We start from the raw sequence: 25,111 nt of genomic DNA on the forward strand, positions 1-25,111 counted from the left end.
GCGCCGACACAACGAGGTTGCCGTACCCATGCGCCACGATGAAGGAGCCCGCGGTGAGTGCTGACCCGACGCAGGTGCTCGCCTTCGAGACCGACTGCCACCTGTTCGACGGGTGTGGCTTCCCGGCTCCCGGCCTGCACTCGTTCCTCTTCGAGCCGCTCTGGGGCAACGCAGACGGCAACGGCATGTACTTCAACAAGCCGATGCTGCTGGCCCTGCTCGGCTCGATCATCATCGTGGGCTTCTTCTGGGCCGCCTTCAACAAGCCGAAGGTCGTCCCGGGCAAGCTCCAGATGGTCGCCGAGGCCGGCTACGACTTCATCCGCCGTGGTGTCGTCTACGAGACCATCGGCAAGAAGGAAGGCGAGAAGTACGTCCCGCTCGTCGTCTCGCTCTTCTTCTTCATCTGGATGATGAACCTCTGGTCGATCATCCCGGTCGCCCAGTTCCCGGTGACCTCGATCATCGCCTACCCCGCCGGTATGGCTTTGATCGTCTACATCCTGTGGGTCTCGCTCACCTTCAAGCGTCACGGCTTCGTCGGCTTCTTCAAGAACGTGACGGGCTACGACAAGTCGCTCGGCCCGGTGCTCCCGCTGGCCATGACGATCGAGTTCTTCTCGAACCTGATCGTCCGCCCGTTCACGCACGCCGTCCGGCTCTTCGCGAACATGTTCGCGGGTCACACGCTGCTCCTGCTGTTCACGATCGCCACCTGGTACATGCTCAACGGCATCGGTATCGCCTACGCCGGTGTCTCGTTCGTGATGGTCATCGTCATGACGGCCTTCGAACTCTTCATCCAGGCGGTTCAGGCCTACGTGTTCGTCCTGCTGACGTGCACCTTCATCCAGGGTGCGCTCGCCGAGCACCACTGAGCAGCCCCGCTCCTCGCAACCCCACTTGTCCGGTGGCCAACCCCCACCGGTCCGTAAAGAGAAGGAAGAACAAGCATGTCCAACCTTGCTGCTGTCACCGGTGACCTCGGTTCCGTCGGTTACGGTCTCGCGGCCATCGGCCCGGGCGTCGGCGTTGGCATCATCTTCGGTAACGGCACCCAGGCCCTCGCCCGCCAGCCCGAGGCGGCCGGTCTGATCCGCGCCAACCAGATCCTGGGCTTCGCGTTCTGTGAGGCGCTCGCCCTCATCGGTCTCGTCATGCCCTTCGTCTACTAAGACGAGCTGACGACCGACCCTTTCGACGAAAGGCACTGATGTGAACTCCGCCCTGGTACTTCTGGCGGCTGAGGGTGAGAAGGAGAACCCCCTCATCCCGCCGTGGCCGGAAGTCGTCATCGGCCTCATCGCATTCGTCATCGTCTTCGGCTTCCTCGCCAAGAAGCTGCTCCCGAACATCAACAAGGTTCTGGAAGAGCGTCGCGAGGCCATCGAGGGCGGTATCGAGAAGGCCGAGGCCGCGCAGACCGAGGCCCAGAGCGTCCTTGAGCAGTACAAGGCCCAGCTCGCCGAGGCCCGCCACGAGGCCGCGCGCCTGCGCCAGGAGGCGCAGGAGCAGGGCGCCACGCTCATCGCCGAGATGCGCGCGGAAGGCCAGCGGCAGCGTGAGGAGATCATCGCCGCCGGTCACGCCCAGATCCAGGCCGACCGCAAGGCCGCCGCGTCCGCGCTGCGCCAGGACGTCGGCAAGCTGGCCACCGACCTGGCCGGCAAGCTCGTAGGCGAGTCCCTCGAGGACCACGCCCGCCAGAGCCGCGTCATCGACCGCTTCCTGGACGAGCTGGACGACAAGGCGACGAAGGCAGAGGCAACCCGATGAACGGAGCGAGCCGCGAGGCCCTGGCTGCCGCACGCGAGCGTCTCGACGCGCTGACGGACTCCACGTCCGTGGACGCCGGCTCGCTCGCCGACGAGCTGGCCGCCGTCACCGCGCTGCTCCACCGCGAGGTGTCGCTGCGTCGGGTCCTGACCGACCCGGCGCAGGCCGGCGAGGCCAAGGCCGACCTTGCCCAGCGCCTCCTCGGCACCCAGGTCAGCGGCCCCGCCGTCGACCTGGTGGCCGGCATGGTGCGCTCCCGCTGGTCGCAGTCCCGCGACCTGGTGGACGCGCTGGAGGAACTGGCGAACACCGCCGACCTCACCGCGGCCCAGAAGGCGGGCCGGCTCGACAACGTCGAGGACGAGCTGTTCCGGTTCGGCCGGATCGTGTCCTCGAACACCGAGCTGCGCGCCGCACTGACCAACCGCTCCGCCTCCACCTCGGCCAAGAGCGAGCTGCTGCGCAGCCTGCTCGGCAGCCGTGCGGAAGCGAGCACCGGGCGTCTGGTCACGCGTCTTGTGACCGCGCCACGGGGACGTAGCCTGGAGACGGGACTCGAGTCCCTGTCCAAGCTCGCCGCCGACCGGCGGGACCGGATGGTCGCCGTGGTCACCTCCGCGGTGCCGCTGAGCGACACGCAGAAGCAGCGCCTCGGCGCCGCCCTCGCGAAGGTCTACGGCCGCCCGATGCACCTCAATCTCGACGTGGACCCCGAGGTCGTCGGAGGCATCCGGGTGCAGGTCGGTGACGAGGTCATCAACGGTTCCATCGCGGACCGTCTGGAGGAGGCCGGCCGCCGTATGGCGAGCTGACTCCCCGCGCGACAACAGCACAGCAAGCAGTACGTACTTACGACGGCCCTGGTTGGGCCGTGCAGAGGATTCACCTCTCATTGGGGGGAGTCCCCGACTCGTGGAATACCCCCCAAGTGAAACTTCGGGCCCAACAAGGAGAGCAGGGAACTCAGATGGCGGAGCTCACGATCCGGCCGGAGGAGATCCGGGACGCACTGGAGAACTTCGTCCAGTCGTACAAGCCGGACGCGGCCTCGCGCGAGGAGGTCGGTACGGTCACCCTTGCCGGCGACGGCATCGCGAAGGTCGAGGGCCTGCCCTCGGCCATGGCCAACGAACTGCTGAAGTTCGAGGACGGCACCCTCGGCCTCGCCCTCAACCTCGAGGAGCGCGAGATCGGTGTCGTCGCCCTCGGTGAGTTCAGCGGTATCGAGGAGGGCCAGCCGGTCACCCGCACCGGCGAGGTCCTGTCGGTCGCCGTGGGCGAGGGCTACCTCGGCCGTGTGGTCGACCCCCTCGGCGCCCCGATCGACGGCCTCGGCGAGATCGAGACCGAGGGCCGCCGCGCCCTCGAACTGCAGGCCCCCACGGTCATGCAGCGCAAGTCGGTGCACGAGCCGATGGAGACGGGCTACAAGGCCGTCGACGCCATGACCCCGATCGGCCGCGGTCAGCGCCAGCTGATCATCGGCGACCGCCAGACCGGCAAGACCGCCCTGGCCGTCGACACGATCATCAACCAGCGCGACAACTGGCGCACCGGCGACCCGAACAAGCAGGTCCGCTGCATCTACGTCGCCATCGGCCAGAAGGGCTCCACCATCGCGTCGGTCCGCCGCGCGCTGGAGGAGAACGGCGCGCTGGAGTACACGACCATCGTGGCCGCCCCGGCGTCCGACCCGGCCGGCTTCAAGTACCTGGCGCCGTACACCGGCTCGGCCATCGGCCAGCAGTGGATGTACGAGGGCAAGCACGTCCTGATCATCTTCGACGACCTGTCGAAGCAGGCCGACGCCTACCGCGCCGTGTCGCTGCTGCTGCGCCGCCCGCCGGGCCGCGAGGCCTACCCGGGTGACGTCTTCTACCTGCACTCCCGTCTGCTGGAGCGCTGCGCCAAGCTCTCCGACGACATGGGCGCCGGTTCGATGACCGGTCTGCCGATCGTCGAGACCAAGGCCAACGACGTGTCGGCGTTCATCCCGACCAACGTCATCTCCATCACCGACGGCCAGTGCTTCCTGGAGTCCGACCTGTTCAACGCCGGTCAGCGTCCGGCCCTGAACGTCGGTATCTCGGTCTCCCGCGTCGGTGGCTCCGCCCAGCACAAGGCCATGAAGCAGGTCTCCGGCCGGCTCCGCGTCGACCTGGCCCAGTTCCGCGAGCTGGAGGCGTTCGCCGCCTTCGGTTCCGACCTGGACGCCGCGTCGAAGTCCCAGCTGGAGCGCGGTCAGCGCATGGTCGAGCTGCTGAAGCAGGACCAGTACCAGCCGATGGCCACCGAGGACCAGGTCGTCTCCGTCTGGGCCGGCACCACCGGCAAGATGGACGAGGTGCCCGTCGCCGACATCAGCCGCTTCGAGAAGGAGCTGCTCGAGTACCTGCACCGCCAGGAGCAGGGCCTCATGACCTCCATCAAGGAGGGCGGCAAGATGTCCGACGACACCCTGCAGGCCGTCGCCGAGGCGATCGCGTCGTTCAAGAAGCAGTTCGAGACCTCGGACGGCAGGCTGCTCGGCGAGGACGCCCCGTCCGCCGCCAAGTGACGTAAGGAAGGGACCTGACTCATGGGAGCCCAGCTCCGGGTCTACAAGCGTCGCATCCGATCCGTCACCGCGACCAAGAAGATCACCAAGGCGATGGAGATGATCGCCGCCTCGCGCGTCGTCAAGGCGCAGCGCAAGGTGGCGTCCTCCACGCCGTACGCGCAGGAACTCACCCGCGCGGTCACGGCGGTCGGGACCGGGTCGAACACGAAGCACCCGCTCACCACGGAGGCGGAGAACCCGACCCGTGCCGCGGTCCTGCTCCTCACGAGCGACCGCGGTCTGGCCGGCGCCTTCAACTCCAACGCCATCAAGGCGGCGGAGCGGCTCACCGAGCGCCTCGAGCGCGAGGGCCGGGAGGTCGACACGTACATCGTCGGCCGCCGCGGTCTGGCCCACTACAACTTCCGCGAGCGCAAGGTCGCGGAGTCGTTCTCGGGCTTCACCGACCAGCCCTCGTACGCGGACGCCAAGAAGGTCGCGGCGCCGCTGATCGAGGCCATCGAGAAGGAGACGGCGGAGGGCGGCGTGGACGAGCTCCACATCGTCTACACCGAGTTCGTCTCGATGATGACGCAGACGGCGGTCGACCCCCGGCTGCTGCCGCTGAGCCTCGAAGAGGTCGCGCAGGAGTCGAAGGCGAAGGACGAGATCCTTCCGCTGTACGACTTCGAGCCGTCCGCGGAGGACGTCCTCGACGCCCTGCTGCCCCGCTACGTGGAGAGCCGCATCTACAACGCGCTGCTCCAGTCGGCCGCCTCCAAGCACGCCGCCACGCGGCGCGCGATGAAGTCGGCCACCGACAACGCGGGTGAGCTGATCAACACGCTCTCCCGTCTTGCCAACGCGGCCCGCCAGGCCGAAATCACCCAGGAAATCAGCGAGATCGTCGGTGGCGCCAGCGCCCTGGCCGACGCGACCGCGGGGAGTGACAACTAATGACCACCACTGTTGAGCCGACCGCTGCGTCGGGCGTGGCCTCCGGCCGCGTCGCGCGCGTCATCGGCCCGGTCGTCGACGTGGAGTTCCCCGTCGACGCGATGCCGGACATCTACAACGCGCTGCACGTCGAGGTCGCCGACCCGGCCCAGGAGGGTCAGCTCAAGACCCTGACCCTGGAAGTCGCCCAGCACCTGGGAGACGGCCTGGTCCGCACCATCTCGATGCAGCCCACCGACGGCCTGGTCCGCCAGGCCCCGGTGACCGACACGGGCTCGGCCATCTCCGTCCCCGTCGGCGACTTCACCAAGGGCAAGGTGTTCAACACCCTCGGTGAGGTGCTGAACGTCGACGAGCAGTACGACGGTGAGCGCTGGCCGATCCACCGCAAGGCGCCCAACTTCGACGAGCTCGAGTCGAAGACCGAGATGTTCGAGACCGGCGTCAAGGTCATCGACCTGCTGACCCCGTACGTCAAGGGCGGCAAGATCGGTCTGTTCGGCGGCGCCGGCGTCGGCAAGACGGTGCTCATCCAGGAGATGATCTACCGCGTTGCCAACAACCACGACGGTGTCTCCGTGTTCGCCGGTGTCGGTGAGCGCACCCGTGAGGGCAACGACCTCATCGACGAGATGAGCGAGTCCGGCGTCATCGACAAGACCGCGCTGGTCTTCGGTCAGATGGACGAGCCGCCGGGCACCCGTCTGCGCGTCGCGCTGGCCGGCCTGACCATGGCCGAGTACTTCCGTGACGTCCAGAAGCAGGACGTGCTGTTCTTCATCGACAACATCTTCCGCTTCACCCAGGCGGGCTCCGAGGTGTCGACCCTGCTCGGCCGCATGCCCTCCGCGGTGGGCTACCAGCCGAACCTGGCCGACGAGATGGGTCTCCTCCAGGAGCGCATCACCTCGACCCGTGGTCACTCGATCACCTCGATGCAGGCGATCTACGTCCCCGCGGACGACCTGACCGACCCGGCCCCGGCCACCACCTTCGCCCACCTCGACGCGACGACGGTGCTCTCCCGTCCGATCTCCGAGAAGGGCATCTACCCGGCCGTGGACCCGCTGGACTCGACGTCCCGCATCCTCGACCCGCGGTACATCGCGGCGGACCACTACCAGGCCGCGATGCGCGTGAAGAACATCCTGCAGAAGTACAAGGACCTGCAGGACATCATCGCGATCCTCGGTATCGACGAGCTCGGCGAGGAGGACAAGCTGGTCGTCCAGCGTGCCCGCCGCGTGGAGCGCTTCCTGTCCCAGAACACCCACGTCGCCAAGCAGTTCACCGGCGTGGACGGCTCCGACGTGCCGCTGGACGAGTCGATCACCGCGTTCAACGCGATCTGCGACGGCGAGTACGACCACTTCCCGGAGCAGGCGTTCTTCATGTGCGGTGGCATCGAGGACCTGAAGAAGAACGCCAAGGAGCTCGGCGTCTCCTGAGCCTCGCGCTCGTGGTGGGCCCCACGGCTCACACCGGAGGGGGCGGGCGCGTCCCGCCCCCTCCGTCACGCCCCTTAGACTTGTAACCAACACCCGGCTCTCCCGCCGGGTGGTGACCCGAGGAGCCACCTTGGCTGCTGATCTGCACGTCGCGCTGGTCGCGGCCGACCGAGAGGTCTGGTCCGGCGAGGCCACCCTGGTCGTCGCGCGCACCACGTCCGGCGACATCGGCGTCATGCCCGGTCACCAGCCGCTGCTCGGTGTGCTGGAGTCGGGCCCGGTGACCATTCGTACGAGTGACGGTGGGACGGTCGTCGCCGCGGTGCACGGCGGTTTCATCTCGTTCGCCGACAACAAGCTGTCCCTGCTGGCCGAGATCGCCGAGCTGTCGGACGAGATCGACGTCCAGCGTGCGGAGCGGGAGCTCGAGCGCGCGAAGGCGGAGGGCGACGCCCACGCCGAGCGCCGCGCGGACGTCCGACTGCGCGCGGCGGCGGGGCGCTGATCGACGGCGCTGTGCTATGACGTGACTCAGCCGCGGCTGGGACCGGAGCAATCCGGACCCGGCCGCGGCTGAGGCAGATCCGGGTGTTTTTTCCGTTCCGTTACCTAGGAGACGAGGAGGTCGGTGTCGATGGTCCTCGCTCTGACTGTGTGCGGAATCGCCGTCGCCCTGGTGGTGATCGGGCTCTTCGTCTTCGGTCTGCGCCGCCGGCTGATCCAGCGCTCGGGCGGCACCTTCGACTGCTCCCTGCGCTGGGACGCGCCCAAGGAGGGCGAGCCCGGCGGCAAGGGCTGGTCCTACGGCGTCGCCCGCTACAACGGCGACCGGGTCGAGTGGTACCGCGTCTTCTCGTACTCCCCGCGCCCCCGGCGCGTCCTGGAACGCTCCGCGATCGAGGTGGCCGGCCGCCGGGTGCCGGACGGGGAGGAGGAGCTGGCGTTGCTCTCCGACGCCGTGGTCCTGGCCTGTCTGCACCGGGGCACCCGGCTCGAACTGGCGATGAGCGAAGACGCGCTGACCGGATTCCTCGCGTGGCTGGAGGCAGCCCCGCCCGGACAGCGAGTGAATGTGGCGTAGCCACATTCACTCGCTGGTTGGGGGTCCCCCCGGACGGAGTCTGGGGGAGCGTCAACGTCGCTTAGAGCTTGACTCGTATTACTTCAGACCGCTGTTGATGGCGCTCACCAGCTCGCCGTTCGCGGTGTCACCGCTGAACTCCCAGAAGAAGGCACCGCCCAGGCCCTGGTTCTTGGCCCAGGTCATCTTGCCCGCGATGGTCGACGGGGTGTCGTACGACCACCACTGGTTGCCGCAGTGCGCGTACGCCGTGCCGGCGACCGTGCCGGTGACGGGGCAGGCGTTCTTCAGGACCTTGTAGTCCTCGATGCCGGCCTCGTAGGTGCCGGGTGCCGCGCCGGTCGCCGTGCCGCCGGGGGCGGACTGGGTGACGCCGGTCCAGCCGCGGCCGTAGAAGCCGATGCCGAGCAGGAGCTTGGCGGAGGGCACGCCCTTGGCCTTGAGCTTGGCGATCGCGTCCGCGGAGTTGAAGCCCGCGGTCGGGATGCCGGAGTACGAGGTCAGCGGGGAGTGCGGGGCGGTCGGGCCGGTGTTGGCCCAGGCGCCGAAGTAGTCGTACGTCATCACGTTGTACCAGTCGAGGTACTGGGCGGCGCCGCCGTAGTCGGCCGCGTCGATCTTGCCGCCGCTGGAGCCGTCCGCGGTGATGGCCGCGGTGACCAGGTAGTTGGAGCCGAACTCGTTGCGCAGCGCCTGGGAGAGGTTCTTGAAGGCCGCCGGACCGGAGGTGTCGCAGGTCAGGCCGCAGGCGTTCGGGTACTCCCAGTCGATGTCGATGCCGTCGAAGACGTCGGCCCAACGCGGGTCCTCCACCACGGCCTTGCAGGACTTGGCGAACGCCGCCGGGTTCTGCGCGGCCTGGCCGAAGCCGCCGGAGTAGGTCCAGCCGCCGAAGGAGTACAGCACCTTGATGTGCGGGTACTTGGCCTTCAGCTGGCGCAGCTGGTTGAAGTTGCCGCGCAGCGGCTGGTCCCAGGTGTCGGCGGTGCCGCTGACGGACTGGTCGGCGGTGTAGGCCTTCTCGTACGCGGCGAAGGTGTCGTCGACGGTGCACTGACCGTTCTTGACGTTGCCGAACGCGTAGTTGATGTGGGTGATCTTCGAGGCGGAGCCCGAGGTCACCAGGTTCTTGACGTGGTAGTTGCGGCCGTAGATGCCCCACTCGGTGAAGTAACCGAGGTTGACCTTGCCGCTCGGGCCGGGCTCGCCTCCGCCGCCGCCGGTGGTGCGGACCTGGACGGCGCCGCTGGCCGGGCCGGTCTGGTCGGCGGTGTCGCGGGCCTGGACGGTGTACGAGTAGTCGGTGCCCTTGGTCAGGCCGGTGTTGGTGTACGTGGTGCCGGTGACGGTGGCGACCTTCGTGCCGTCGCGCAGGACGTCGTAGTTCTTGATGCCCTTGTCGTCGGTCGCCGCCGACCAGGACAGCTTCACCGAGGTGTCGGTGACGTCCGAGGCGGTGGGGGTGCCGGGGGCGGAGGGGGCCGCGTCGCCGGGGGTGGACCCGCCGTCGCAGCTGCCGCCGTTGAGCTTGCAGTTGGAGGGGGAGCCGGGGCCGCTGCCGTTGAAGCCGAAGGAGACCGAGGCGCCGGGGGCGAGCGTCCCGTTCCAGCCGACGTTCTTGGCGGTCCAGTGGTTGCCGGAGTTGGTGACCGTGGCGTCCCAGGCGGAGGTGACCTTGGTGCCGGAGGGGAAGTCCCACTCGACGGTCCAGGAGCTGAGGGACGTGGTGCCGGTGTTCTTCACCGTCCAGTTGCCGCCGAAGCCCGTGCCCCAGTCCGAGGTCTTGCTGAACGTGGCCGTGGCACTCGTCGCGGCCTGGGCCGGACTCGCCAGGCCGACCAGTCCGGCCAGCGGGAGTGACAGACACGCGACGAGGGCCGCGACTCTGTGTCTGAAGCGCATGCTGCGCCTCCTTATGTGAGGTTGTGTTGTGGCCATGACTGAGCCTCATGTCCACAGTGCCGCGAGAATAGAAAGGTCTGGACCTTAGGTCAATAGGTCTGGACCAGTGGGGGACGCTTCCTCCTAGATCCCCAACTCCTGCGCGAGCACCGCGGCTTGTACGCGGCTGCGCAGTGACAGCTTCCCCAGCAGGCGGCTGACGTGCGTCTTCACCGTGGCCTCCGCCATGTCGAGACGCTCGGCGATCGCGGCGTTGGACAGGCCCTCGCCGAGGCAGGACAGCACCTCGCGCTCCCGCCGGGTCAGGTCCCGCAGCACCGCCGGATCGGCGGTCGGCTCCCGCACCGGCTTCGCGGCGAACTCCGTGATCAGGCGCCGGGTGACGGCCGGGGCGACGATGCCCTCGCCGGCCGCCACCGTGCGCACGGCCGTGAGCAGGTCCCGGGCCTCCGTGTTCTTCAGCAGGAACCCGGCGGCTCCCGCCCGCAGCGCCCCGAAGACGTACTCGTCCAGGTCGAAGGTGGTCAGCACCAGCACGTCGGCCAGACCCTCGCCGACCACGATCGCGGTCGCCGCCACACCGTCCATGCGCGGCATCTGAACGTCCATCAGCACCAGGTCGGGGCGCAGCTCGCGGGCCAGCGCCACCGCCCGCTCGCCGTCCGCGGCCTCCCCGACGACCTCGATGTCCGGTGCGCTGCCGAGGATCAGCACCAGCCCCGCGCGCACGGCGGACTGGTCCTCGGCGACGACGACGCGGATCATGCCAGGTCTCCTTCGGTCAGGGGCAGCACGGCGCACACCGCCCAGATCTTGCCGTCCGGTGAGCCGGGGTCCGCCACCGCCCGGGCCTCGAAGCTGCCGCGCAGCAGTGCGGCCCGCTCCCGCATGCCGACCAGACCGGCGCCGGAACCGGGTGCGCGGGGGGTGTCCCGGCCACCGTACGGGCTGGTCACGCGCACCCGCAGGGCGGTTTCGTCGCGGGTGAGCCGGACCAGGACCGTCCCCGGCGAGCCGTGTTTCAGGGCGTTGGTCAGCGACTCCTGCACGATCCGGTACGCGGCCAGCTCGACCGGCGCGGGCAGGTTCTCGCCGGGGGCCGCGTCCAGCGTGACGTCGAGGCCGTTGGCCCGGGCGCCGTCGACGAGCGCGCCGAGTCCGTCGAGGGTGGGGGCGGCGGCCGGCTCGGTGTCCGCGCCGTCGTCCCGCAGGATGCCGATCAGACGGCGCATCTCGGCCAGCCCCTCCACGCTGTTCTCGCGGATCACGCCGAGTGCCTGCCGGGTGGTGGCCGGGTCGTCCAGGGAGAGCGCGGCGGTGGAGTGGATGGCGATCGCGGAGAGGTGGTTGGCGACCATGTCGTGCAGCTCGCGGGCCATCCGGGAGCGTTCCGCGGTCACCGCCTGGACCCGGTCCATCTCGGCCAGCAGCGCGGTCTGCTCGGCCCGCAGCAGGGCGGCGTCGGCGGCCTCGCGGTGGTTGCGCACGATCAGTCCGGTGGAGGCGGGCGCGAAGGACACGATGCCCACCGCGACCCCGATCAGCAGTGCCTCGGGCTGCCGCCACAGGGCGAACGGCACGACGGTGCCGGCCACCGTGAGGAGCCCGGTGATCCAGGGGATGCGGCGGGCCGAGGCGGGCGGGCCGTAGAGCACGGCGGCGTACATCACGTCGGTGTACATGATCACCGTGACGAGGCTGCCCTGGGTGAGGGTGTCCCCGATCAGCGCGACCGTGCCGACCAGCACGCCGGTGCGGGGAGCGGACCGGCGCAGCAGTTCGCAGGCCGCCATGACCGCGAGCGGGACCAGCAGCGGCCACTTGCCGTCGAACAGCACGACCGGCTCGTCCGCCGGGCGCACGCCCAGCCCGATGCCCCACAGCAGCACGCCGCCGAGCAGTCCGGCCGCGGCGACGTAGCAGTCGAAGCGGCGCGGGCGGGGGAGTCGTACGGCCATGTCCCCATCCAACACGGCGCGGGGCCCGCCCGCCTGATGCCCGGGAAGGGTCCCGCACTGCATCTTTCGATGTACCGGAGGTTCGTCACCGGCGACGACGATCCGGGGCGGGCGGCACGGGAGTCTGGAAGGGCGATCGAGAGGAGCGAACCGTGATCGTCACCCTGATCATCGTCTGCGAGATCGGCTTCTGGGTGCTGCTGGCGGCCGGGCTGTCCGTCCGCTACCTGCTGCGGATGCCGCGCACGGGCATGGCGCTGCTGCTGTGCGAGCCGCTGCTGGAGGTCGTGCTGCTGGTGGTCACCGCGCTGGACCTGAAGAACGGCGCCGACCCGAGCTGGAAGCACGGCCTCGCGGCGCTGTACATCGGCTACACCGTCGGCCACGGCCACCGCACCGTGAAGTGGCTCGACGGCCACGCCGCCCACCGGATCGGCGGCGCCCCCAGGCCGGCCGGGCCCCCGCGCTACGGCATGGCCCGCGCCCGGCACGAGGGCAGGGTGTGGCTCGGCACGCTGCTCGCCGCCGCGGTGGCGACCGGGCTGCTCCAGATCGCCATGTGGTACGTCGACGACCCGAGCCGCACCACGTCCCTGGAGAGCTGGCAGTACACGGCCTGGCGCGCGGCCGGCATCCACGGCCTGATCGCCCTCACCTACGCGATCTGGCCGAAGAAGGCGCCGGCCGGGACGCTGCCCGCTGCCTCCGAGCGCGAGAAGGAAGGCGCCCGCCGATGAGTCGCCTGCCGGAGCGGAATGTGTGGGAGGGCGGCGCCACCCTGGTGGTCGGCCTCGCCCTTCTGCTGTTCGCCGGGGACGTGGAGGTCCCCGTCGTGGAGCTGACGAAGGCCGGCGTCGTGATGATGTGCGTGGGCGGCGCGCAGACCCTGTGGGGCATGTACCGGTCGGCGCGCAGGTAACTCGGGGGCAGAAGCGCCCCCGAAGGGGCGCGGGGAACTGCGCGACCAGCCACAACGGAGCCGCAGCCAAACGACGGCACTGCCCCCCGCCCCACCGAGCGGAGCGTCTAGCGCTCTCCGCCCGGCACCCACAGCACGTCCCCGACCTCCTTGTTCGCCGCGCGGGCCAGGATGAACAGGAGGTCGGACAGACGGTTGAGGTAGGTCGCGGTCAGCGGGTTCATCGTCTCGCCGTGGGCCTCGAGCGCCGCCCAGGTCGAGCGCTCGGCCCGCCGGACCACCGTGCACGCCTGGTGCAGCAGCGCCGCGCCGGGCGTGCCGCCGGGCAGGATGAAGGAGCGGAGCTTCTCCACCTCGGCCAGGTAGCGGTCGCAGTCCGCCTCCAGCTTGTCGACGTAGAACTGCTCGACCCTGAGCGGCGGGAACTCCGGGTTCTCCACCACCGGCGTCGACAGGTCCGCGCCCACGTCGAACAGGTCGTTCTGGACCCGGACGAGGACCTTGACGACGTCCTCCGGCAGACCGCCCAGGGCGATGGCCGTGCCGATCACCGCGTTCGCCTCGTTGGCGTCGGCGTACGCGGAGATCCTGAGGTCGGTCTTCGGGACCCGGCTCATGTCACCGAGGGCGGTGGTGCCCTGGTCGCCGGTCCGGGTGTAGATACGCGTCAGGTTGACCATGGGGCCAGCCTAGTTACGCACCGGCGGTACGGAACACGCGTGTGCCCACCGTCACGGCCAGTGCGGTGAACGCGAGCGCCACCAGCGTGCCGTACAGCATGTGCGCCGTCGCGTAGCTGCCGACGTAGGCGTCCCGCACGGCGTCCACCAGATGGCGGAACGGCATCAGGTGCGACAGCACGTCCAGCCACGCCGGTCCCAGGGTCATCGGCAGCATCAGGCCGGACAGCAGCATCGACGGCATGGTCAGCGCGTTGACCGTCGGGCCGAACTCCTGCGGCGTGCGGACCTTCATCGCCAGCGCGTACGACAGCGACGCCAGCGACACCGTGAGCAGGGCGACGAAGGCGAAGCCGATCAGCACCCCGGCCAGCGGCGCCCGCAGGCCCATCACCACGGCCGCCAGCACCAGCAGCACCGCCTGGAAGGCGAAGACCGTGGCGTCCCGCAGCACCCGGCCGAGCAGCAGCGCCAGTCGGCTGACCGGCGTGACGCGCATGCGTTCGACCACGCCCTGGCCGTTCTCGATGATGACCGAGAAGCCGGCGAAGGAGGCGCCGAACAGCCCCAGCTGGAGCAGCAGGCCCGGCACCAGCACCTGCCAGGAGCTGCCCCGCCCGCCGAGCGGCAGCCCGGTCAGCAGCGGGCCGAAGAAGAGCAGGTACAGCAGCGGCATCAGGACGCCGAAGAGCAGGGCGAAGCGGGAGCGCAGGGACTGGCGCAGGTAGCGGCCGTAGATCAGGCCGGTGTCGTGTAGCAGCATGGGGGATCCTCGGATCGTTCCTCGGGGTCTATACGGCCACGGGGGCCGCGTCGGCGGGTGCGGCGCTGCGGCCGGTGACGGCCAGGAACGTGTCCTGAAGAGAGGCGTCCGGCGATCCGCCGTACTCCAGCTTCAGCGCGCCGGGGGTGCCCTCGGCCGCCACCACGCCCCGGTCCACGACGACCAGCCGGTCGGAGAGCGCGTCGGCCTCGTCGAGGTAGTGGGTGGTGAGGAAGACCGTCGTGCCCTGCTCGTCGCGCAGCCGCCGCACCAGGTCCCACAGGTCGGCGCGGCTGCCGGGGTCGAGCCCGGTCGTCGGCTCGTCCAGGAAGAGGACCTTCGGGCGGTGCGTGAGCGCCATCGCGATGTCCAGCCGCCGCCGCTGACCGCCGGAGAGCGCACCGCACTTGCGGTCGAGCAGCGTGGTGAGGTCCAGGTCGCGGGCGAGTTCCTCCGCGCGCTCCTCGGCCCGCGCCCGGGGCAGCCGGTACAGGCGGCCCTGGGTGACCAGCTCCTCCCGCACGGTGATCTGCGTGTCCACCCCGCCCGACTGCGCCACGTACCCGCAGGCCCGGCGCACCCCCGCGGGGTCGGCCGCCAGGTCGTGCCCGGCGACGGTGGCCGCGCCGCCGGTGGGGGCGAGCAGCGTCGTGAGCATCCGCAGGGTGGTGGTCTTGCCGGCGCCGTTGGGTCCCAGGAAGCCGAGGATCTCGCCCTCGCGGACGGTCAGGTCGATGCCGCGCACGGCCTCGACCGGGCCGCGCCTGGTCGTGAAGGTCCGGGCCAGGCCGGCCGTACTGATGATTGCCATGCGCCACAGAAAAACAGAGTCGCTTAAATTTTGCAATGCCCCCAATTTTTCACCGGCACCAGCGAAGCCTAGGATGGGCCCATGGTCGAGGGACTCAGGGAGCGGAAGAAGCGGCAGACCCGGCAGTACATCTCGGATGTCGCCACGGGGCTGTTCCTGGAGCGCGGATTCGAGGCGGTGACGGTCGCCGAGGTCGCCGGGGCCGCGGACGTCTCCGTGAACACCGTCTACAACTACTTCCCGGCCAAGGAGGACCTGTTCCTCGACCGCTCCAAGGGCGTGACCGACCGGCTGTCGCGCTGGGTGCGCGGGCGGGGCGCCGGAGAGTCCGCCGCGTACGCCGTGCTGCGCGAGCTGCGCGACGAGGTCGAGTCGGTCTCGCCGCGCGTGGGCCTGATGGACGGATACGCCGGATTCATGAAGGTCGTGCAGGAGTCACCCGCCCTGCGGTCCAGGATGTGGGCGATCGGCCAAGAGGTCCTGGCCAATCTGGAGGTGACCCTCAGGGAGGAGACCGGCGCCGCGGCCGACGATCCGCTGCCCTCCCTGATGGCCGGTCAGATCAACTGGCTGCACGGCACCGTGATGATGGGAATCGGCCGGCGCATGGTCGCCGGGGGGAAACCGGCCCAGGTCTCCCGCGAGATGCTCCTGCTGCTGGACGAGATGGAGGAGCTGTTGAGTGAGAGGGTGCTCAACTACGCCGTACGGGGGGCAGAGTGACACCCGAATGGCACACGTCGGTGTGATGTCCGTCATGTGAGACGTGACGCGCGTTACTAACCGGTCACACAGCCCCTCACGCCCGCTAATCTCCGGCCGAGAGACCAAGGACAGCTTGTATCAGGGGAGTCGCACAGTGGCACGGAAGCTCGCCGTCATCGGAGCCGGCCTCATGGGGTCCGGCATCGTCCAGGTCGCCGCACAGGCGGGCTGGGACGTCGTCCTGCGGGACGTCACCGACGAGGCGCTGCGGCGCGGCACGGACTCCATCCGCACCTCGTACGACAGGTTCGTCGCCAAGGGGAAGCTGGCGGCCGAGGAGGCCGACGCGGCGCTCGGGCGGATCACCGCGACCACCGACCTGGACGCCGTCGCGGACGCGGACGTGGTCGTGGAGGCCGTCTTCGAGAAGCTCGAGGTCAAGCACGAGATCTTCCGCGCGCTCGACAAGCTGGTGAAGGACGGGGCGATCCTCGCGTCCAACACCTCCGCCATCCCGATCACCAAGATCGCGGCCGTGACGGAACGCCCCGAACGGGTCGTCGGCACCCACTTCTTCTCGCCGGTTCCGATGATGCAGCTGTGCGAACTGGTGCGCGGCTACAAGACCAGCGACGAAACGCTCGCCACCGCACGTGAGTTCGCCGAGTCCACCGGCAAGACCTGCATCGTCGTCAACCGCGACGTCGCCGGCTTCGTCACCACCCGCCTCATCTCCGCCCTCGTCGTCGAGGCCGCGAAGCTGTACGAGTCGGGCGTCGCCACCGCCGAGGACATCGACCTCGCCTGCAAGCTGGGCTTCGGCCACGCCATGGGGCCGCTGGCCACCGCCGACCTGACGGGCGTCGACATCCTGCTGCACGCCACGGGCAACATCTACACCGAGTCCCAGGACGAGAAGTTCGCCCCGCCGGAGCTGATGCGCCGGATGGTGGACGCCGGTGACATCGGCCGCAAGAGCGGGCAGGGCTTCTACAAGCACTGAAGTCCCATCGGCCCCGGGAGACATCACACGCCGGGGTGAATTCGGTATCGGTTCGCTTACAGGCGGCAACCTCCGGTCGTTCCGGCCAGTCAGAGGTTGCAACACCTGATATCGCCGAGAGATCACGTCGAAGAAGCGAAGAGACGAACAAGGACGCACGCCGGGGAGCGCATATGCACATCAGGGGCGACCACGTCGAGCTGGTCGTCGGGGGCCGCCTCGACGTCCGCAGCGCGGCGGACGCCCGTACGGTCCTGCACTCGGCCGTCGACGACGGAGTCGGCGACCTGGTGCTGGACCTGTCAGAGCTGGACTCCTGGGACGCCACCGGACTCGGCGTGATCATGGGAGCCCACCGGCGGGCCGGCCGCTGCGGCCGGCGGCTGGTGCTGCGCGGTGTACCGCCGCAGATGCAGCGCCTGCTGGTGGCCACCAGGCTGCACCGGATCCTGGCCATCGAGGGCGGCATCGGCGTGGAGACCCTGCCCAGGGTGTGACGTCCCGTGCCGGACACACGCAATCCTCACGAGACCGTGACGTCTCGGGCGGGGCGGTACCCCGGGCTGTCGTAGATACTGAGCGAAGGATTAGGGTCTGGCTGCCCGCACTTTTGCGAACCCATCGGCGGGACCGGACCAGAAGCGACAGCGCGGTGTGCGGCAAGGCCGGGAGGGTGGTCCCGACCGGGGCCCTGCACACGACGCTTTTGGGGGGCTTGAACCGATGGACCCGAACACCCGGGGACCCGAGGAGTACGGCCACGACGGCGACACGCCGCGCCCGCGCCCTCCCAGGGATCCCCTCACCTCCGATTTCGGACAGCCCGCGCTCGCCCGCACGGTGCAGCTCGTCTCCGGCGACTTCCTGCTCACCGTCAACCCCGTCGACGGCAGCGAGATCGAGGTCTGCCCGCCCGCCGAACGGCCCGCCCGCCCGGAGAAGCTCACCGCGGCCGAACGCGCGGAGACGGCCCGCGCCGCCCTGCCGCCCGTCCCGCCGGGGCCCACCAAGACCGTGCTGGGGCTGCTGGCCCGCGAGGACGAACGCGAACGCCTCGTACGACTGCTCGCCCGCGGCCGTTCCGTCCGTCTCACCGGCCCCGGCGGCTCCGGCCGCACCAGCCTCCTCGACCTCGTCGCCGAGGACTGCGCCGGCCTCGCGCCCGACGGCGTCGTCCGCCTGAACGGCTTCCACCGCACCGCCGACGACCTGCTCCACGACCTCTTCTACGCCGTCCACCGCGCGCCGCTGCACCGCCCGGGCCGTGAGGAGCTGCTCGGGCACCTGCGCGAGGTCGGCGCCGTCGTCGTCCTGGACGACATCGAGTTCGGCGGCACCGCCCTCGACGAACTGCTGGAGGCCACCCCCGAGTGCGCCTTCCTCATCGGCGCCACCCCGGACGTGCCCGCCCCCTCCGCCGACTCGGCCGTCGAGGAGGTCTTCCTCACCGGCCTGGACCGCTCGGACGGCGTGGAGCTGCTGGAGCGCGCCGCCGGCCGCGGTCTCACCGAGGAGGAGGCCAACTGGGCCGGCGACCTCTGGTTCGAGTCCGAGGGCCTGCCCCTGCGCTTCGTCCAGGCGGGTGCCCTGCTGCGCCGCCGTGACCGGCTGCGGGCCGGCGCCGACGCGGTGGACGAGTTCGGCGTCTTCGCCGACGCCCGCCCGGCCGACGACGACACGCCCTACGACGCCGCCGAGGCGGACGCCGGCGACGTGTCGCCCCTGCCGTCCCTCGGCGAGGCCGCCGCGCCCGCGCCGCTGCTCGCCTCCCGGCTGAGCGCCTCGGCGCGCGCCACCCTGGAGTTCGCGGTCGCGCTCGGCGGGGAGCTGCCGCACCAGGCGCATCTGCCCGCGCTGGTCGGCGACACCCACGCGGACGCCGCCCTCGGCGAGCTGGCCGACTGCGGACTGGTCTCGCCGGTCGGCTCCCGCTACCGGCTGGCCGCCGGGGTGCTCACCCAGCTGGAGAGCGGCGGCTACACCGACGGCGTAGGGGCCCGTGCGCTGGCCGCCGCCCAGCACTACGCCTGGTGGACCGGGCACCCCTCGGTCACCCCGGAGCGGGTCTGCGCCGAGGCCGACGCCGTCCTGGCCGCCCTCGCGGTGCTGGTGCCGACGACGACCCGGACCGCGGACGACGAGGAGAGCCCCGCCGTCCAGCTGGCCCGCACCGCGGCGCCCGCGTTCGCCGCCGGGCTGCACTGGAGCGCCTGGGAGCGGGCCCTGCGGGCCGGCACCGAGGCCTCCCGGCTCGCCGGGGACGTCGCCGAACAGGCCTACTTCCACCACGAGCTGGGCGTCCTCGCCCTCTGCGAGGACCAGCTCGACCGGGCCCGCGCCGAGCTGGAGGCGTCCATCGGGCTGCGCGGCGCGCTCTCCGACAAGCACGGTGCCGTCGCCGGCCGCCGTGCCCTCGCCCTGGTCGCCGACCGGAGCGGGGACACCCCCGGCCTGGGCAGCGGTGCGGGTGCCTTCGGTGCCGTGGGGGCCGCCGCCGGACTCGGCGTCGTCGGCGCCGGTCTCGGACCGACGGCGGGGGAGGAGGTGCCCGACGCCCGGCACGAGGAGTCGGCGTCGCCGTCCGCGGGCGTCCCCGCGCCCTTCCCGCCGCTGCAGCCGCCTCCGCAGTCCCCGACCCTGGTCACCAGCCGCCGGCATGCCGAGGAGCCGTCCCGCACGGTCGGCAGCGGCATCAAGGGCTTCGCCCGGCGCAACCTGGTGGCCGCCGGGGCGGGCGCGCTGCTCGTCGCCGTGCTCGGCACGGTGGTGACGCTCGGCGCCACCTCCGAGAACGACCCGGGCGACCCCTCCAACGAGGTCGGCGTCAACCCCTCGGCCAGCCAGGGCATCGACGACGGCGGCATCGGCGCGGACCGGCCGTCCGACGACGGCCAGGGGCAGGGCACCACCGACCGGCCGAGCGACTCCGGCACGCCGGACGCCCCGACCCCCTCCGAGTCGGGGCGGACCTCGCAGTCGCCGAGCAGCCCGGGCAGCACCGGCGCCCCCGGCGGCGACGAGAGCCCGGACGACCCGGACTCGCCGGACACGCCCACCAAGTCGCCCAGCTCGCCGACGACGAAGCCGACCTCGCCGAAGCCGACGGACACCGAGCCGACGGAGCCGACACCCACGGATTCCGAGCCGACCTCCCCGGAGCCCACGGAGAGCCAGACCACCTCGCCCTCGACGCCGGAGACGTCCGACACCGCCAGCGGTCCGGTGACGCCGACCAGCACGGCCGGCTCCCCGGGGGACGCCCCGAGCGCGTCGCAGAGCAGCACGGGGGCGGGCTCGGGTACGCCGAGCGGCTCGGAGCAGGCGACGGAGCAGATCATCTGAGGTCCGTGCAGACAGGCACACAGGAGGGCCGGGTCCGCGTTTCGGACCCGGCCCTCCCGTATGCCTGTCGTGGGTGACGCCCCGCTCAGAACAGCCGCAGCTTGTCGTCCTCGATGCCTCGCATGGCGTTGTAGTCCAGCACCTGGCAGCCGATGCCGCGGTCCGTGGCCAGCACCCGGGCCTGCGGCTTGATCTCCTGCGCGGCGAACACGCCGCGCACCGGGGCGAGATGGGGATCGCGGTTCAACAGCTCCAGATAGCGCGTGAGTTGCTCCACGCCGTCGATCTCGCCGCGCCGCTTGATCTCGACCGCGACCGTCCCGCCGTCGGCGTCGCGGCACAGGATGTCGACGGGGCCGATGGCCGTCATGTACTCGCGGCGGATGAGGGTGTAGCCCTCGCCCAGCGTCTCGATGCGGTCGGCGAGCAGTTCCTGGAGGTGTGCTTCCACGCCGTCCTTGATCAGGCCGGGATCGACGCCCAGTTCGTGCGAGGAGTCGTGGAGGACCTCCTCCATCGTGATGATGAGCTTCTCGCCCGCCTTGTTGACGACGGTCCAGACGCCCTCCTCCTCGCCCGTGCCCTCCTTCAGGGTGCAAGGCGGCGACATCCAGTTGAGGGGCTTGTAGGCCCGGTCGTCGGCGTGGATCGAGACGCTGCCGTCCGCCTTGACCAGGATCAGGCGGGGCGCCGAGGGCAGGTGGGCGGTGAGCCGCCCGGCGTAGTCGACGGAGCAGCGGGCAATGACGAGACGCATGGTCGGCAACGCTACTCGACGTGCCCGGCCCGACGCGATTCGCCCGTGCCCGGACGCCCCGTGGGCTGTCCCACTTCTCCCATTGACCCCGTCTTGCGCACTGGCCGATTGTGCGCCTACGGGATGGTGTCCATCTCGGCATTCTCCTGGTGCGGTCACGATCGGTTGCTTACGGTATTGAACGGGAGGTCGCGAACTGTGTACTCAGCGTGTTCGAAATCGCGGACTCCCTCAACTGTCCGGCAACCCCCGCCCGTCGGGGGTGCGAGAGGAGAACCCATGTCGCTCGACGTCTCACCGGCCCTACTCGAACAGGCCGAGCGAGGCGAGGTCGACGAAGCAGCCTTCGTCGACTGCGTCCGGACTTCCCTGCCCTACGCATGGGAGATGGTCAGCTCCCTGGTGGCACAGCTGAAGGTCGACGGCGGTGCGTTCGCCGACAACCAGACGCCTCCGCCGGACGAGCAGGCGCGCGGTCAGCTGCTGCGTGCGCTCGCGAGTGACGCCATACGCGGTGCACTGCAGCGGCACTTCGGGGTGCGGCTGGCCTTCCAGAACTGCCACCGGGTGGCGGTGTTCCCGTTGGACTCCTCTGTCGACGAGAAACTGACCCGCTTCACCTCGGTGCGCAGCCAGGTGCTGAACCAGTCGCCCGAGTTCCGCGACTGCTGACGCCACGATCGTCCGCTTGCCGCTCCGTACGCGGGAGGTGCAGTTCTGTACCGGAGCGGCAAGCTCCCCGCCCATGGCCTCAGCCGAGCTGGGGGAGTACCTCGGCGCCGAGCCGCCGTACGTTGTCCTCGGTCGCCGCGAGGTCTCCGGAGCCCTCGACGAGCAGCGCGAAGCGGGAGATGCCGGTGCGCTCGGACGTGGCCGCCAGCCGGTCCGCGCAGAGCCGGGGTGTGCCCACCGGGTGCAGGCCGCAGAGCAGTTCGGTGTACGCGTGCGGGTCGCGCATCTGCCGGGCGCGGCCGTCCACCGTGACGTGGGCGCCCAGCCCTTGGCGCAGCCAGCCCGGCATCGCCTTGAGCAGGGTCTCCGCCGCGTCCGTGCGCCGGTCGGCGATCTGGCAGACGCCGGCCGACACATGGGCCGCGGCGGAGACCTCGGCGGCCGGGCGTCCGGCGGCGCGGGCGTGCCGCCGCCACAGGGCGACCATCTCCGCCTTCTCCTCGTCGCCGACGTGCATGCCCAGCAGCATCGGCAGCCCCCGCTCGGCAGCCATCCGCACGCTCGACGGCGAGGTGCAGGCGACGACGACCTCCGGGCCGGCCGCCTCCGAGAGGGCCTCCGAGGGGCGGGGCACGACGGGCACCTCGCGGAAGCTGAAGCGTTCCCCCGAGGCGCCGACGGCCGGTTCGCGCAGCCAGCGCACCAGGAGGTCGAGCGACTCCGGAAACCCCTTCTCGTACGCCTCCAGGCCGGCTCCGAAGACCTCCAGGTCCACCCACGGGCCGCCGCGGCCGACGCCCAGCGAGAACCGGCCGCCGCTCGTGACGTGCAGCAGCGCGGCCTGCTCGCCGAGCGCCACGGGATGGACGGTGGGCAGCACACTGACCGCGGTGCCGACCCGGATGCGCCGGGTGCGGCCCAGCAGCAGCGCGGCCAGTGTCACCGCCGACGGGCACGTGCCGTACGGCACGAAGTGGTGTTCGGCCAGCCAGACCGCGTCGAGCCCGGCCTCCTCGGCGACCTCGGCCGAGCGGACGGCGCGGTGCAGCGCCTCCCCCTGACCCTGGCCCGGGAACTGGGCCCCCAGTACGAAACTTCCAACGCGCATTGCCTTTTCCTGCTTCCTCGGCCCCGACACGGAGCTCCCCCACACGGCATAACCGCCTGACACGTGCCGAGGACACGGCCGGACGGAGGATTTTCCGGATTGTCTGCAGAATCAGCCGTCGTCGGCCGTCGCGGCAGGGCACGGGTACCCCCGTCCCTGCCGCGTAGGCTTGATGCCGCCCGTACTTCCTGTATAGCTCCGTGAGGTGTCCCGTGTCCCCGCGTCGCAACCGACCGAAGGAAGCCGCTTCGTCCGGCCGGAGCGCCGAGGACGACGGCGCCGGCCGCTACGGCGGCTGGCAGTCGTCGGAGGACTGGCAGGGCGAGGAGTGGAACGTACGGCACGTGGCGGGCGCGAGCGCGCGGGGGAAGTCGTACCGCTGCCCGGGCTGCGACCAGTTGATTCCGGACGGCGTCCCGCACGTGGTGGCCTGGCCGGCGCACTCGGGGGTCGACGAGCGCCGGCACTGGCACAAGGCGTGCTGGAACGCGAAGGACCGCCGCACCACGCGGGTGCAGCGGTCCCGTAACGCGCCGAAGTTCTGAGCCGGGTCAGACGTCCCGCTTCTCCAGCAGGGCGAAGGCGCCGGCGAACGCGGCCGCGGTCACCCCGAGCACGATCCACAGCGGGTCCCAGCCCGAGGGGCCGGACTCGGACAGCGAGTTGGCGTAGAAGATGCTCATCTGGTTCGGGATCGAGTACTCGAACAGCGCCTGCTGCACGTCCTTCAGGGACTCCGAGAACATGAACAGCGCGATCACCAGCGGCGCGAGCAGCACGCCGATCATGATGGTGATGGCGCCCGCCGAGTGCCGGATGACCGAGCCGACGGCCAGCGAGAGCAGGCCGATCAGCGCGATGTACAGCGAGACGCCGACGGTGCCCTTCAGCCACTCCGAGCCGGTGGGCTCGGCCGCCCCGTTGCCCTCCAGCATCGCCACGTGCGCGAGGCCGACCAGGGTCGCGGAGACCAGGGTCACCACGAAGGCCACCAGGAAGAAGACGATCGCCTTCGCCGTCAGCACCCGGCCGCGGCTGGGGCAGGCGGTCATCGTCGTACGGATCATGCCGGTGCCGTACTCCGAGGCGGTGGTCATCACGCCGAGCGTGATGACGCAGATGCTGCCGAGCAGCAGCCCGAAGAAGCCGAGGCTCAGCGCGCTCTCGCCGGCCAGGTCGGAGGACGAGTTCGCCACCACCACGCCGGTCAGCAGGCCGATGCCGATGACCAGCAGGACGAAGACGCCCAGCGTCCACATGGTCGAGCGCACCGACTTGATCTTCGTCCACTCGGAGGCGAGCGCGTGCGCCAGGCTCGTGCGCACCACCGGGATCGGCGACGTGTAGGTGGGGTACGGCGAACCGGGCGCCGACTGCCAGTCGGGGGCGGCCTGAGGGGTCGGGGGCTGGGGCGTGCTCATCGGGCGTCCTCGGGCTTGGTCGGGTCGGTGACGGGCGCGGAGGCGGGCAGCGGCGCGGGGTCGGCGGGCGGCGCCGCGGCCGGAGCAGCGGCCTGCGGGGCCTGAGGCGCCTGCGGGGCCTGCGGGGCCGTGTACGGGTTGACCGGCTGCGCGCCGGGCGCGGCCGGCGCGCCGTACGGTCCCGCCGGGGCCTGACCGGGCGCGCCCTGCGGCGCGAAGGGCTGACCGCCCTGCTGGGGCGGCGGCGGGGCGTACCAGCCGGGCTGTCCCTGGCCGGGCACCGGCATCGGCGGCTGCGCGCCGGGCGGCAGCGGCTGCTGGAGCCCCGCCTTCTGGTCCGCGGTCGACCGGTAGTCGACGGCGCCCTGCGTCATCCGCATGTACGCCTCCTCCAGGGACGCCTGGTGCGGCGACAGCTCCCACAGCCGTACGTCGCTGCCGTGCGCGATGTCGCTGATCCGGGGGAGCGCGAGGCCGGTCACGCGCAGCGCGCCGTCCTGCTCGGGCAGCACGTGGCCGCCCGCCTCGGTCAGCGCCGAGGTCAGCTTCTCGCGCAGCTGAGGGTCGGTGTCCGGCGTCCGCACCCGCGCGAAGTCGGCGGAGTTGGCCGAGATGAACTCCGTCACGCTCATGTCGGCGAGCAGCTGGCCGCGCCCGATGACGATCAGGTGGTCCGCGGTCAGCGCCATCTCGCTCATCAGGTGCGAGGAGACGAAGACGGTACGGCCCTCCGCCGCGAGCGCCTTCATCAGGTTGCGCACCCAGTGGATGCCCTCGGGGTCGAGGCCGTTGACCGGCTCGTCGAAGAGCAGCACCTGGGGGTCGCCGAGCAACGCCGCGGCGATGCCGAGCCGCTGGCCCATACCGAGGGAGAAGCCCTTGGAGCGCCGCTTGGCCACGTCCTGGAGGCCGACCACGCCGAGTACCTCGTCCACGCGCCGGGCGGGGATGCCGGAGAGCTGGGCCAGGCTCAGCAGGTGGTTGCGGGCGGACCGGCCGCCGTGCACCGCCTTGGCGTCCAGCAGCGCACCGACGTGCCGCGCGGCGTTCGGCAGCCTGCGGTACGGGTGGCCCCCGATCGTCACGTGACCCGCGGTGGGGTTGTCCAGGCCGAGGATCATCCGCATCGTCGTCGACTTGCCGGAGCCGTTGGGCCCGAGGAAGCCGGTGACGGCACCGGGCCGCACCTGGAAGGAGAGGTTGTACACGGCGGTCTTGTCGCCGTATCGCTTGGTCAGGCCGACAGCCTCGATCATGCTCCGCACCCAT

General features: G+C 70.7%; 27 protein-coding genes. 17 read left to right on the plus strand and 10 right to left on the minus strand.

What is annotated here, in order from left to right:
• Window positions 1-38: 38 nt before the first annotated feature.
• The 9 genes from atpB (at window position 39) to ACGF3J_RS07750 (ending at window position 7,801) form a co-directional block, all read left to right on the plus strand.
• Complete coding sequence (gene atpB, locus ACGF3J_RS07710) at window positions 39-878, plus strand: F0F1 ATP synthase subunit A (RefSeq protein WP_161330312.1); 840 nt, start codon at window positions 39-41, stop codon at window positions 876-878.
• A 75-nt stretch (window positions 879-953) separates the two neighbouring features.
• Window positions 954-1,175, plus strand: coding sequence for an ATP synthase F0 subunit C (gene atpE / locus ACGF3J_RS07715; protein ID WP_004925497.1), 222 nt, complete (start codon window positions 954-956; stop codon window positions 1,173-1,175).
• A 40-nt stretch (window positions 1,176-1,215) separates the two neighbouring features.
• Window positions 1,216-1,776 carry a F0F1 ATP synthase subunit B gene (locus tag ACGF3J_RS07720; protein ID WP_185832462.1) on the plus strand — a complete coding sequence of 187 codons (561 nt, stop codon included), beginning with the start codon at window positions 1,216-1,218 and terminating at the stop codon, window positions 1,774-1,776.
• A complete protein-coding gene (locus ACGF3J_RS07725) occupies window positions 1,773-2,588 on the plus strand; it encodes a F0F1 ATP synthase subunit delta (RefSeq protein WP_161330311.1) in 816 nt (271 codons plus the stop codon). The genes ACGF3J_RS07720 and ACGF3J_RS07725 overlap by 4 nt, the downstream gene beginning before the upstream one ends.
• Before the next feature lie 155 nt (window positions 2,589-2,743).
• The gene (atpA, locus tag ACGF3J_RS07730) at window positions 2,744-4,333 is read left to right on the plus strand and encodes a F0F1 ATP synthase subunit alpha (protein WP_161330310.1); all 1,590 of its coding nucleotides are present in this window, start codon (window positions 2,744-2,746) and stop codon (window positions 4,331-4,333) included.
• Between the two features lie 21 nt (window positions 4,334-4,354).
• Window positions 4,355-5,272, plus strand: a complete 918-nt coding sequence (locus tag ACGF3J_RS07735) for a F0F1 ATP synthase subunit gamma (protein ID WP_161330309.1) — start codon at window positions 4,355-4,357, stop codon at window positions 5,270-5,272.
• A complete protein-coding gene (gene atpD / locus ACGF3J_RS07740) occupies window positions 5,272-6,720 on the plus strand; it encodes a F0F1 ATP synthase subunit beta (RefSeq protein ID WP_161330308.1) in 1,449 nt (482 codons plus the stop codon). The genes ACGF3J_RS07735 and atpD overlap by 1 nt, the downstream gene beginning before the upstream one ends.
• 130 nt (window positions 6,721-6,850) lie before the next feature.
• Window positions 6,851-7,225, plus strand: coding sequence for a F0F1 ATP synthase subunit epsilon (locus tag ACGF3J_RS07745; RefSeq protein WP_064729863.1), 375 nt, complete (start codon window positions 6,851-6,853; stop codon window positions 7,223-7,225).
• Between the two features lie 129 nt (window positions 7,226-7,354).
• A complete protein-coding gene (locus ACGF3J_RS07750) occupies window positions 7,355-7,801 on the plus strand; it encodes a DUF2550 domain-containing protein (RefSeq protein ID WP_161330307.1) in 447 nt (148 codons plus the stop codon).
• Between the two features lie 78 nt (window positions 7,802-7,879).
• Here ACGF3J_RS07750 and ACGF3J_RS07755 read toward each other — a convergent pair whose 3' ends face one another.
• The 3 genes from ACGF3J_RS07755 to ACGF3J_RS07765 all read right to left on the minus strand — a co-directional run bounded on the left by ACGF3J_RS07755 (window position 7,880) and on the right by ACGF3J_RS07765 (window position 11,661).
• Window positions 7,880-9,703, minus strand: a complete 1,824-nt coding sequence (locus ACGF3J_RS07755; protein WP_393853615.1) for a glycosyl hydrolase family 18 protein — start codon at window positions 9,701-9,703, stop codon at window positions 7,880-7,882.
• A 123-nt stretch (window positions 9,704-9,826) separates the two neighbouring features.
• A complete protein-coding gene (locus ACGF3J_RS07760; RefSeq protein ID WP_393853616.1) occupies window positions 9,827-10,468 on the minus strand; it encodes a response regulator in 642 nt (213 codons plus the stop codon).
• On the minus strand, window positions 10,465-11,661 hold the full coding sequence (locus ACGF3J_RS07765) for a sensor histidine kinase (protein ID WP_393853617.1): 1,197 nt from the start codon (window positions 11,659-11,661) through the stop codon (window positions 10,465-10,467). The genes ACGF3J_RS07760 and ACGF3J_RS07765 overlap by 4 nt, the downstream gene beginning before the upstream one ends.
• A 152-nt stretch (window positions 11,662-11,813) precedes the next feature.
• Between ACGF3J_RS07765 and ACGF3J_RS07770 the strand changes: the two genes are divergently transcribed.
• Window positions 11,814-12,398 carry a hypothetical protein gene (locus ACGF3J_RS07770; RefSeq protein WP_393853618.1) on the plus strand — a complete coding sequence of 195 codons (585 nt, stop codon included), beginning with the start codon at window positions 11,814-11,816 and terminating at the stop codon, window positions 12,396-12,398.
• Entirely contained in the window at window positions 12,395-12,580 is a 186-nt protein-coding gene (locus ACGF3J_RS07775; RefSeq protein ID WP_161330302.1) for a DUF5708 family protein, read from the plus strand. Before ACGF3J_RS07770 ends, ACGF3J_RS07775 begins: the two co-directional genes overlap by 4 nt.
• A 107-nt stretch (window positions 12,581-12,687) precedes the next feature.
• Here the strand turns inward: ACGF3J_RS07775 and ACGF3J_RS07780 are convergent, their stop codons facing one another.
• The 3 genes from ACGF3J_RS07780 to ACGF3J_RS07790 are packed head-to-tail and all read right to left on the minus strand — an operon-like array spanning window position 12,688 to window position 14,834.
• The gene (locus tag ACGF3J_RS07780) at window positions 12,688-13,260 is read right to left on the minus strand and encodes a cob(I)yrinic acid a,c-diamide adenosyltransferase (RefSeq protein ID WP_161330301.1); all 573 of its coding nucleotides are present in this window, start codon (window positions 13,258-13,260) and stop codon (window positions 12,688-12,690) included.
• Window positions 13,261-13,273: 13 nt separating this feature from the next.
• The gene (locus ACGF3J_RS07785) at window positions 13,274-14,023 is read right to left on the minus strand and encodes an ABC transporter permease (protein WP_161330300.1); all 750 of its coding nucleotides are present in this window, start codon (window positions 14,021-14,023) and stop codon (window positions 13,274-13,276) included.
• 28 nt (window positions 14,024-14,051) lie between these two features.
• Window positions 14,052-14,834: an ABC transporter ATP-binding protein gene (locus ACGF3J_RS07790; RefSeq protein ID WP_393853619.1), complete on the minus strand. Its 783-nt coding sequence runs from the start codon at window positions 14,832-14,834 to the stop codon at window positions 14,052-14,054.
• A gap of 81 nt (window positions 14,835-14,915) precedes the next feature.
• On the opposite strand from ACGF3J_RS07790, the gene ACGF3J_RS07795 reads away from it, so the two are divergent.
• The 4 genes from ACGF3J_RS07795 to ACGF3J_RS07810 all read left to right on the plus strand — a co-directional run bounded on the left by ACGF3J_RS07795 (window position 14,916) and on the right by ACGF3J_RS07810 (window position 19,884).
• Window positions 14,916-15,557 (plus strand): TetR/AcrR family transcriptional regulator, encoded by a 642-nt coding sequence (locus ACGF3J_RS07795; protein WP_161330298.1) that lies wholly within the window; start codon window positions 14,916-14,918, stop codon window positions 15,555-15,557.
• Between the two features lie 136 nt (window positions 15,558-15,693).
• On the plus strand, window positions 15,694-16,542 hold the full coding sequence (locus tag ACGF3J_RS07800; protein WP_161330297.1) for a 3-hydroxyacyl-CoA dehydrogenase family protein: 849 nt from the start codon (window positions 15,694-15,696) through the stop codon (window positions 16,540-16,542).
• A 173-nt stretch (window positions 16,543-16,715) separates the two neighbouring features.
• Window positions 16,716-17,039, plus strand: coding sequence for an STAS domain-containing protein (locus ACGF3J_RS07805; protein ID WP_003973611.1), 324 nt, complete (start codon window positions 16,716-16,718; stop codon window positions 17,037-17,039).
• A gap of 226 nt (window positions 17,040-17,265) precedes the next feature.
• Window positions 17,266-19,884: an ATP-binding protein gene (locus ACGF3J_RS07810; protein WP_161330296.1), complete on the plus strand. Its 2,619-nt coding sequence runs from the start codon at window positions 17,266-17,268 to the stop codon at window positions 19,882-19,884.
• An 85-nt stretch (window positions 19,885-19,969) separates the two neighbouring features.
• Here ACGF3J_RS07810 and nucS read toward each other — a convergent pair whose 3' ends face one another.
• Window positions 19,970-20,641, minus strand: coding sequence for an endonuclease NucS (gene nucS, locus ACGF3J_RS07815; RefSeq protein WP_064729874.1), 672 nt, complete (start codon window positions 20,639-20,641; stop codon window positions 19,970-19,972).
• A 279-nt stretch (window positions 20,642-20,920) separates the two neighbouring features.
• On the opposite strand from nucS, the gene ACGF3J_RS07820 reads away from it, so the two are divergent.
• Complete coding sequence (locus tag ACGF3J_RS07820) at window positions 20,921-21,313, plus strand: SCO5389 family protein (RefSeq protein ID WP_055421911.1); 393 nt, start codon at window positions 20,921-20,923, stop codon at window positions 21,311-21,313.
• A 79-nt stretch (window positions 21,314-21,392) separates the two neighbouring features.
• Here the strand turns inward: ACGF3J_RS07820 and ACGF3J_RS07825 are convergent, their stop codons facing one another.
• On the minus strand, window positions 21,393-22,421 hold the full coding sequence (locus ACGF3J_RS07825; RefSeq protein ID WP_161330295.1) for an LLM class flavin-dependent oxidoreductase: 1,029 nt from the start codon (window positions 22,419-22,421) through the stop codon (window positions 21,393-21,395).
• 212 nt (window positions 22,422-22,633) lie between these two features.
• Between ACGF3J_RS07825 and ACGF3J_RS07830 the strand changes: the two genes are divergently transcribed.
• Complete coding sequence (locus ACGF3J_RS07830) at window positions 22,634-22,966, plus strand: ATP/GTP-binding protein (RefSeq protein WP_161328567.1); 333 nt, start codon at window positions 22,634-22,636, stop codon at window positions 22,964-22,966.
• Window positions 22,967-22,972: 6 nt separating this feature from the next.
• On the opposite strand, the gene ACGF3J_RS07835 is transcribed toward ACGF3J_RS07830, so the two are convergent.
• On the minus strand, window positions 22,973-23,842 hold the full coding sequence (locus ACGF3J_RS07835; RefSeq protein ID WP_161328566.1) for an ABC transporter permease: 870 nt from the start codon (window positions 23,840-23,842) through the stop codon (window positions 22,973-22,975).
• The gene (locus tag ACGF3J_RS07840; protein WP_161328565.1) at window positions 23,839-25,098 is read right to left on the minus strand and encodes an ABC transporter ATP-binding protein; all 1,260 of its coding nucleotides are present in this window, start codon (window positions 25,096-25,098) and stop codon (window positions 23,839-23,841) included. Before ACGF3J_RS07840 ends, ACGF3J_RS07835 begins: the two co-directional genes overlap by 4 nt.
• Window positions 25,099-25,111: the final 13 nt, after the last annotated feature.

Origin of the sequence: Streptomyces sp. NPDC048171 (genome assembly GCF_043202655.1) — a bacterium.
Taxonomy (GTDB): domain Bacteria; phylum Actinomycetota; class Actinomycetes; order Streptomycetales; family Streptomycetaceae; genus Streptomyces.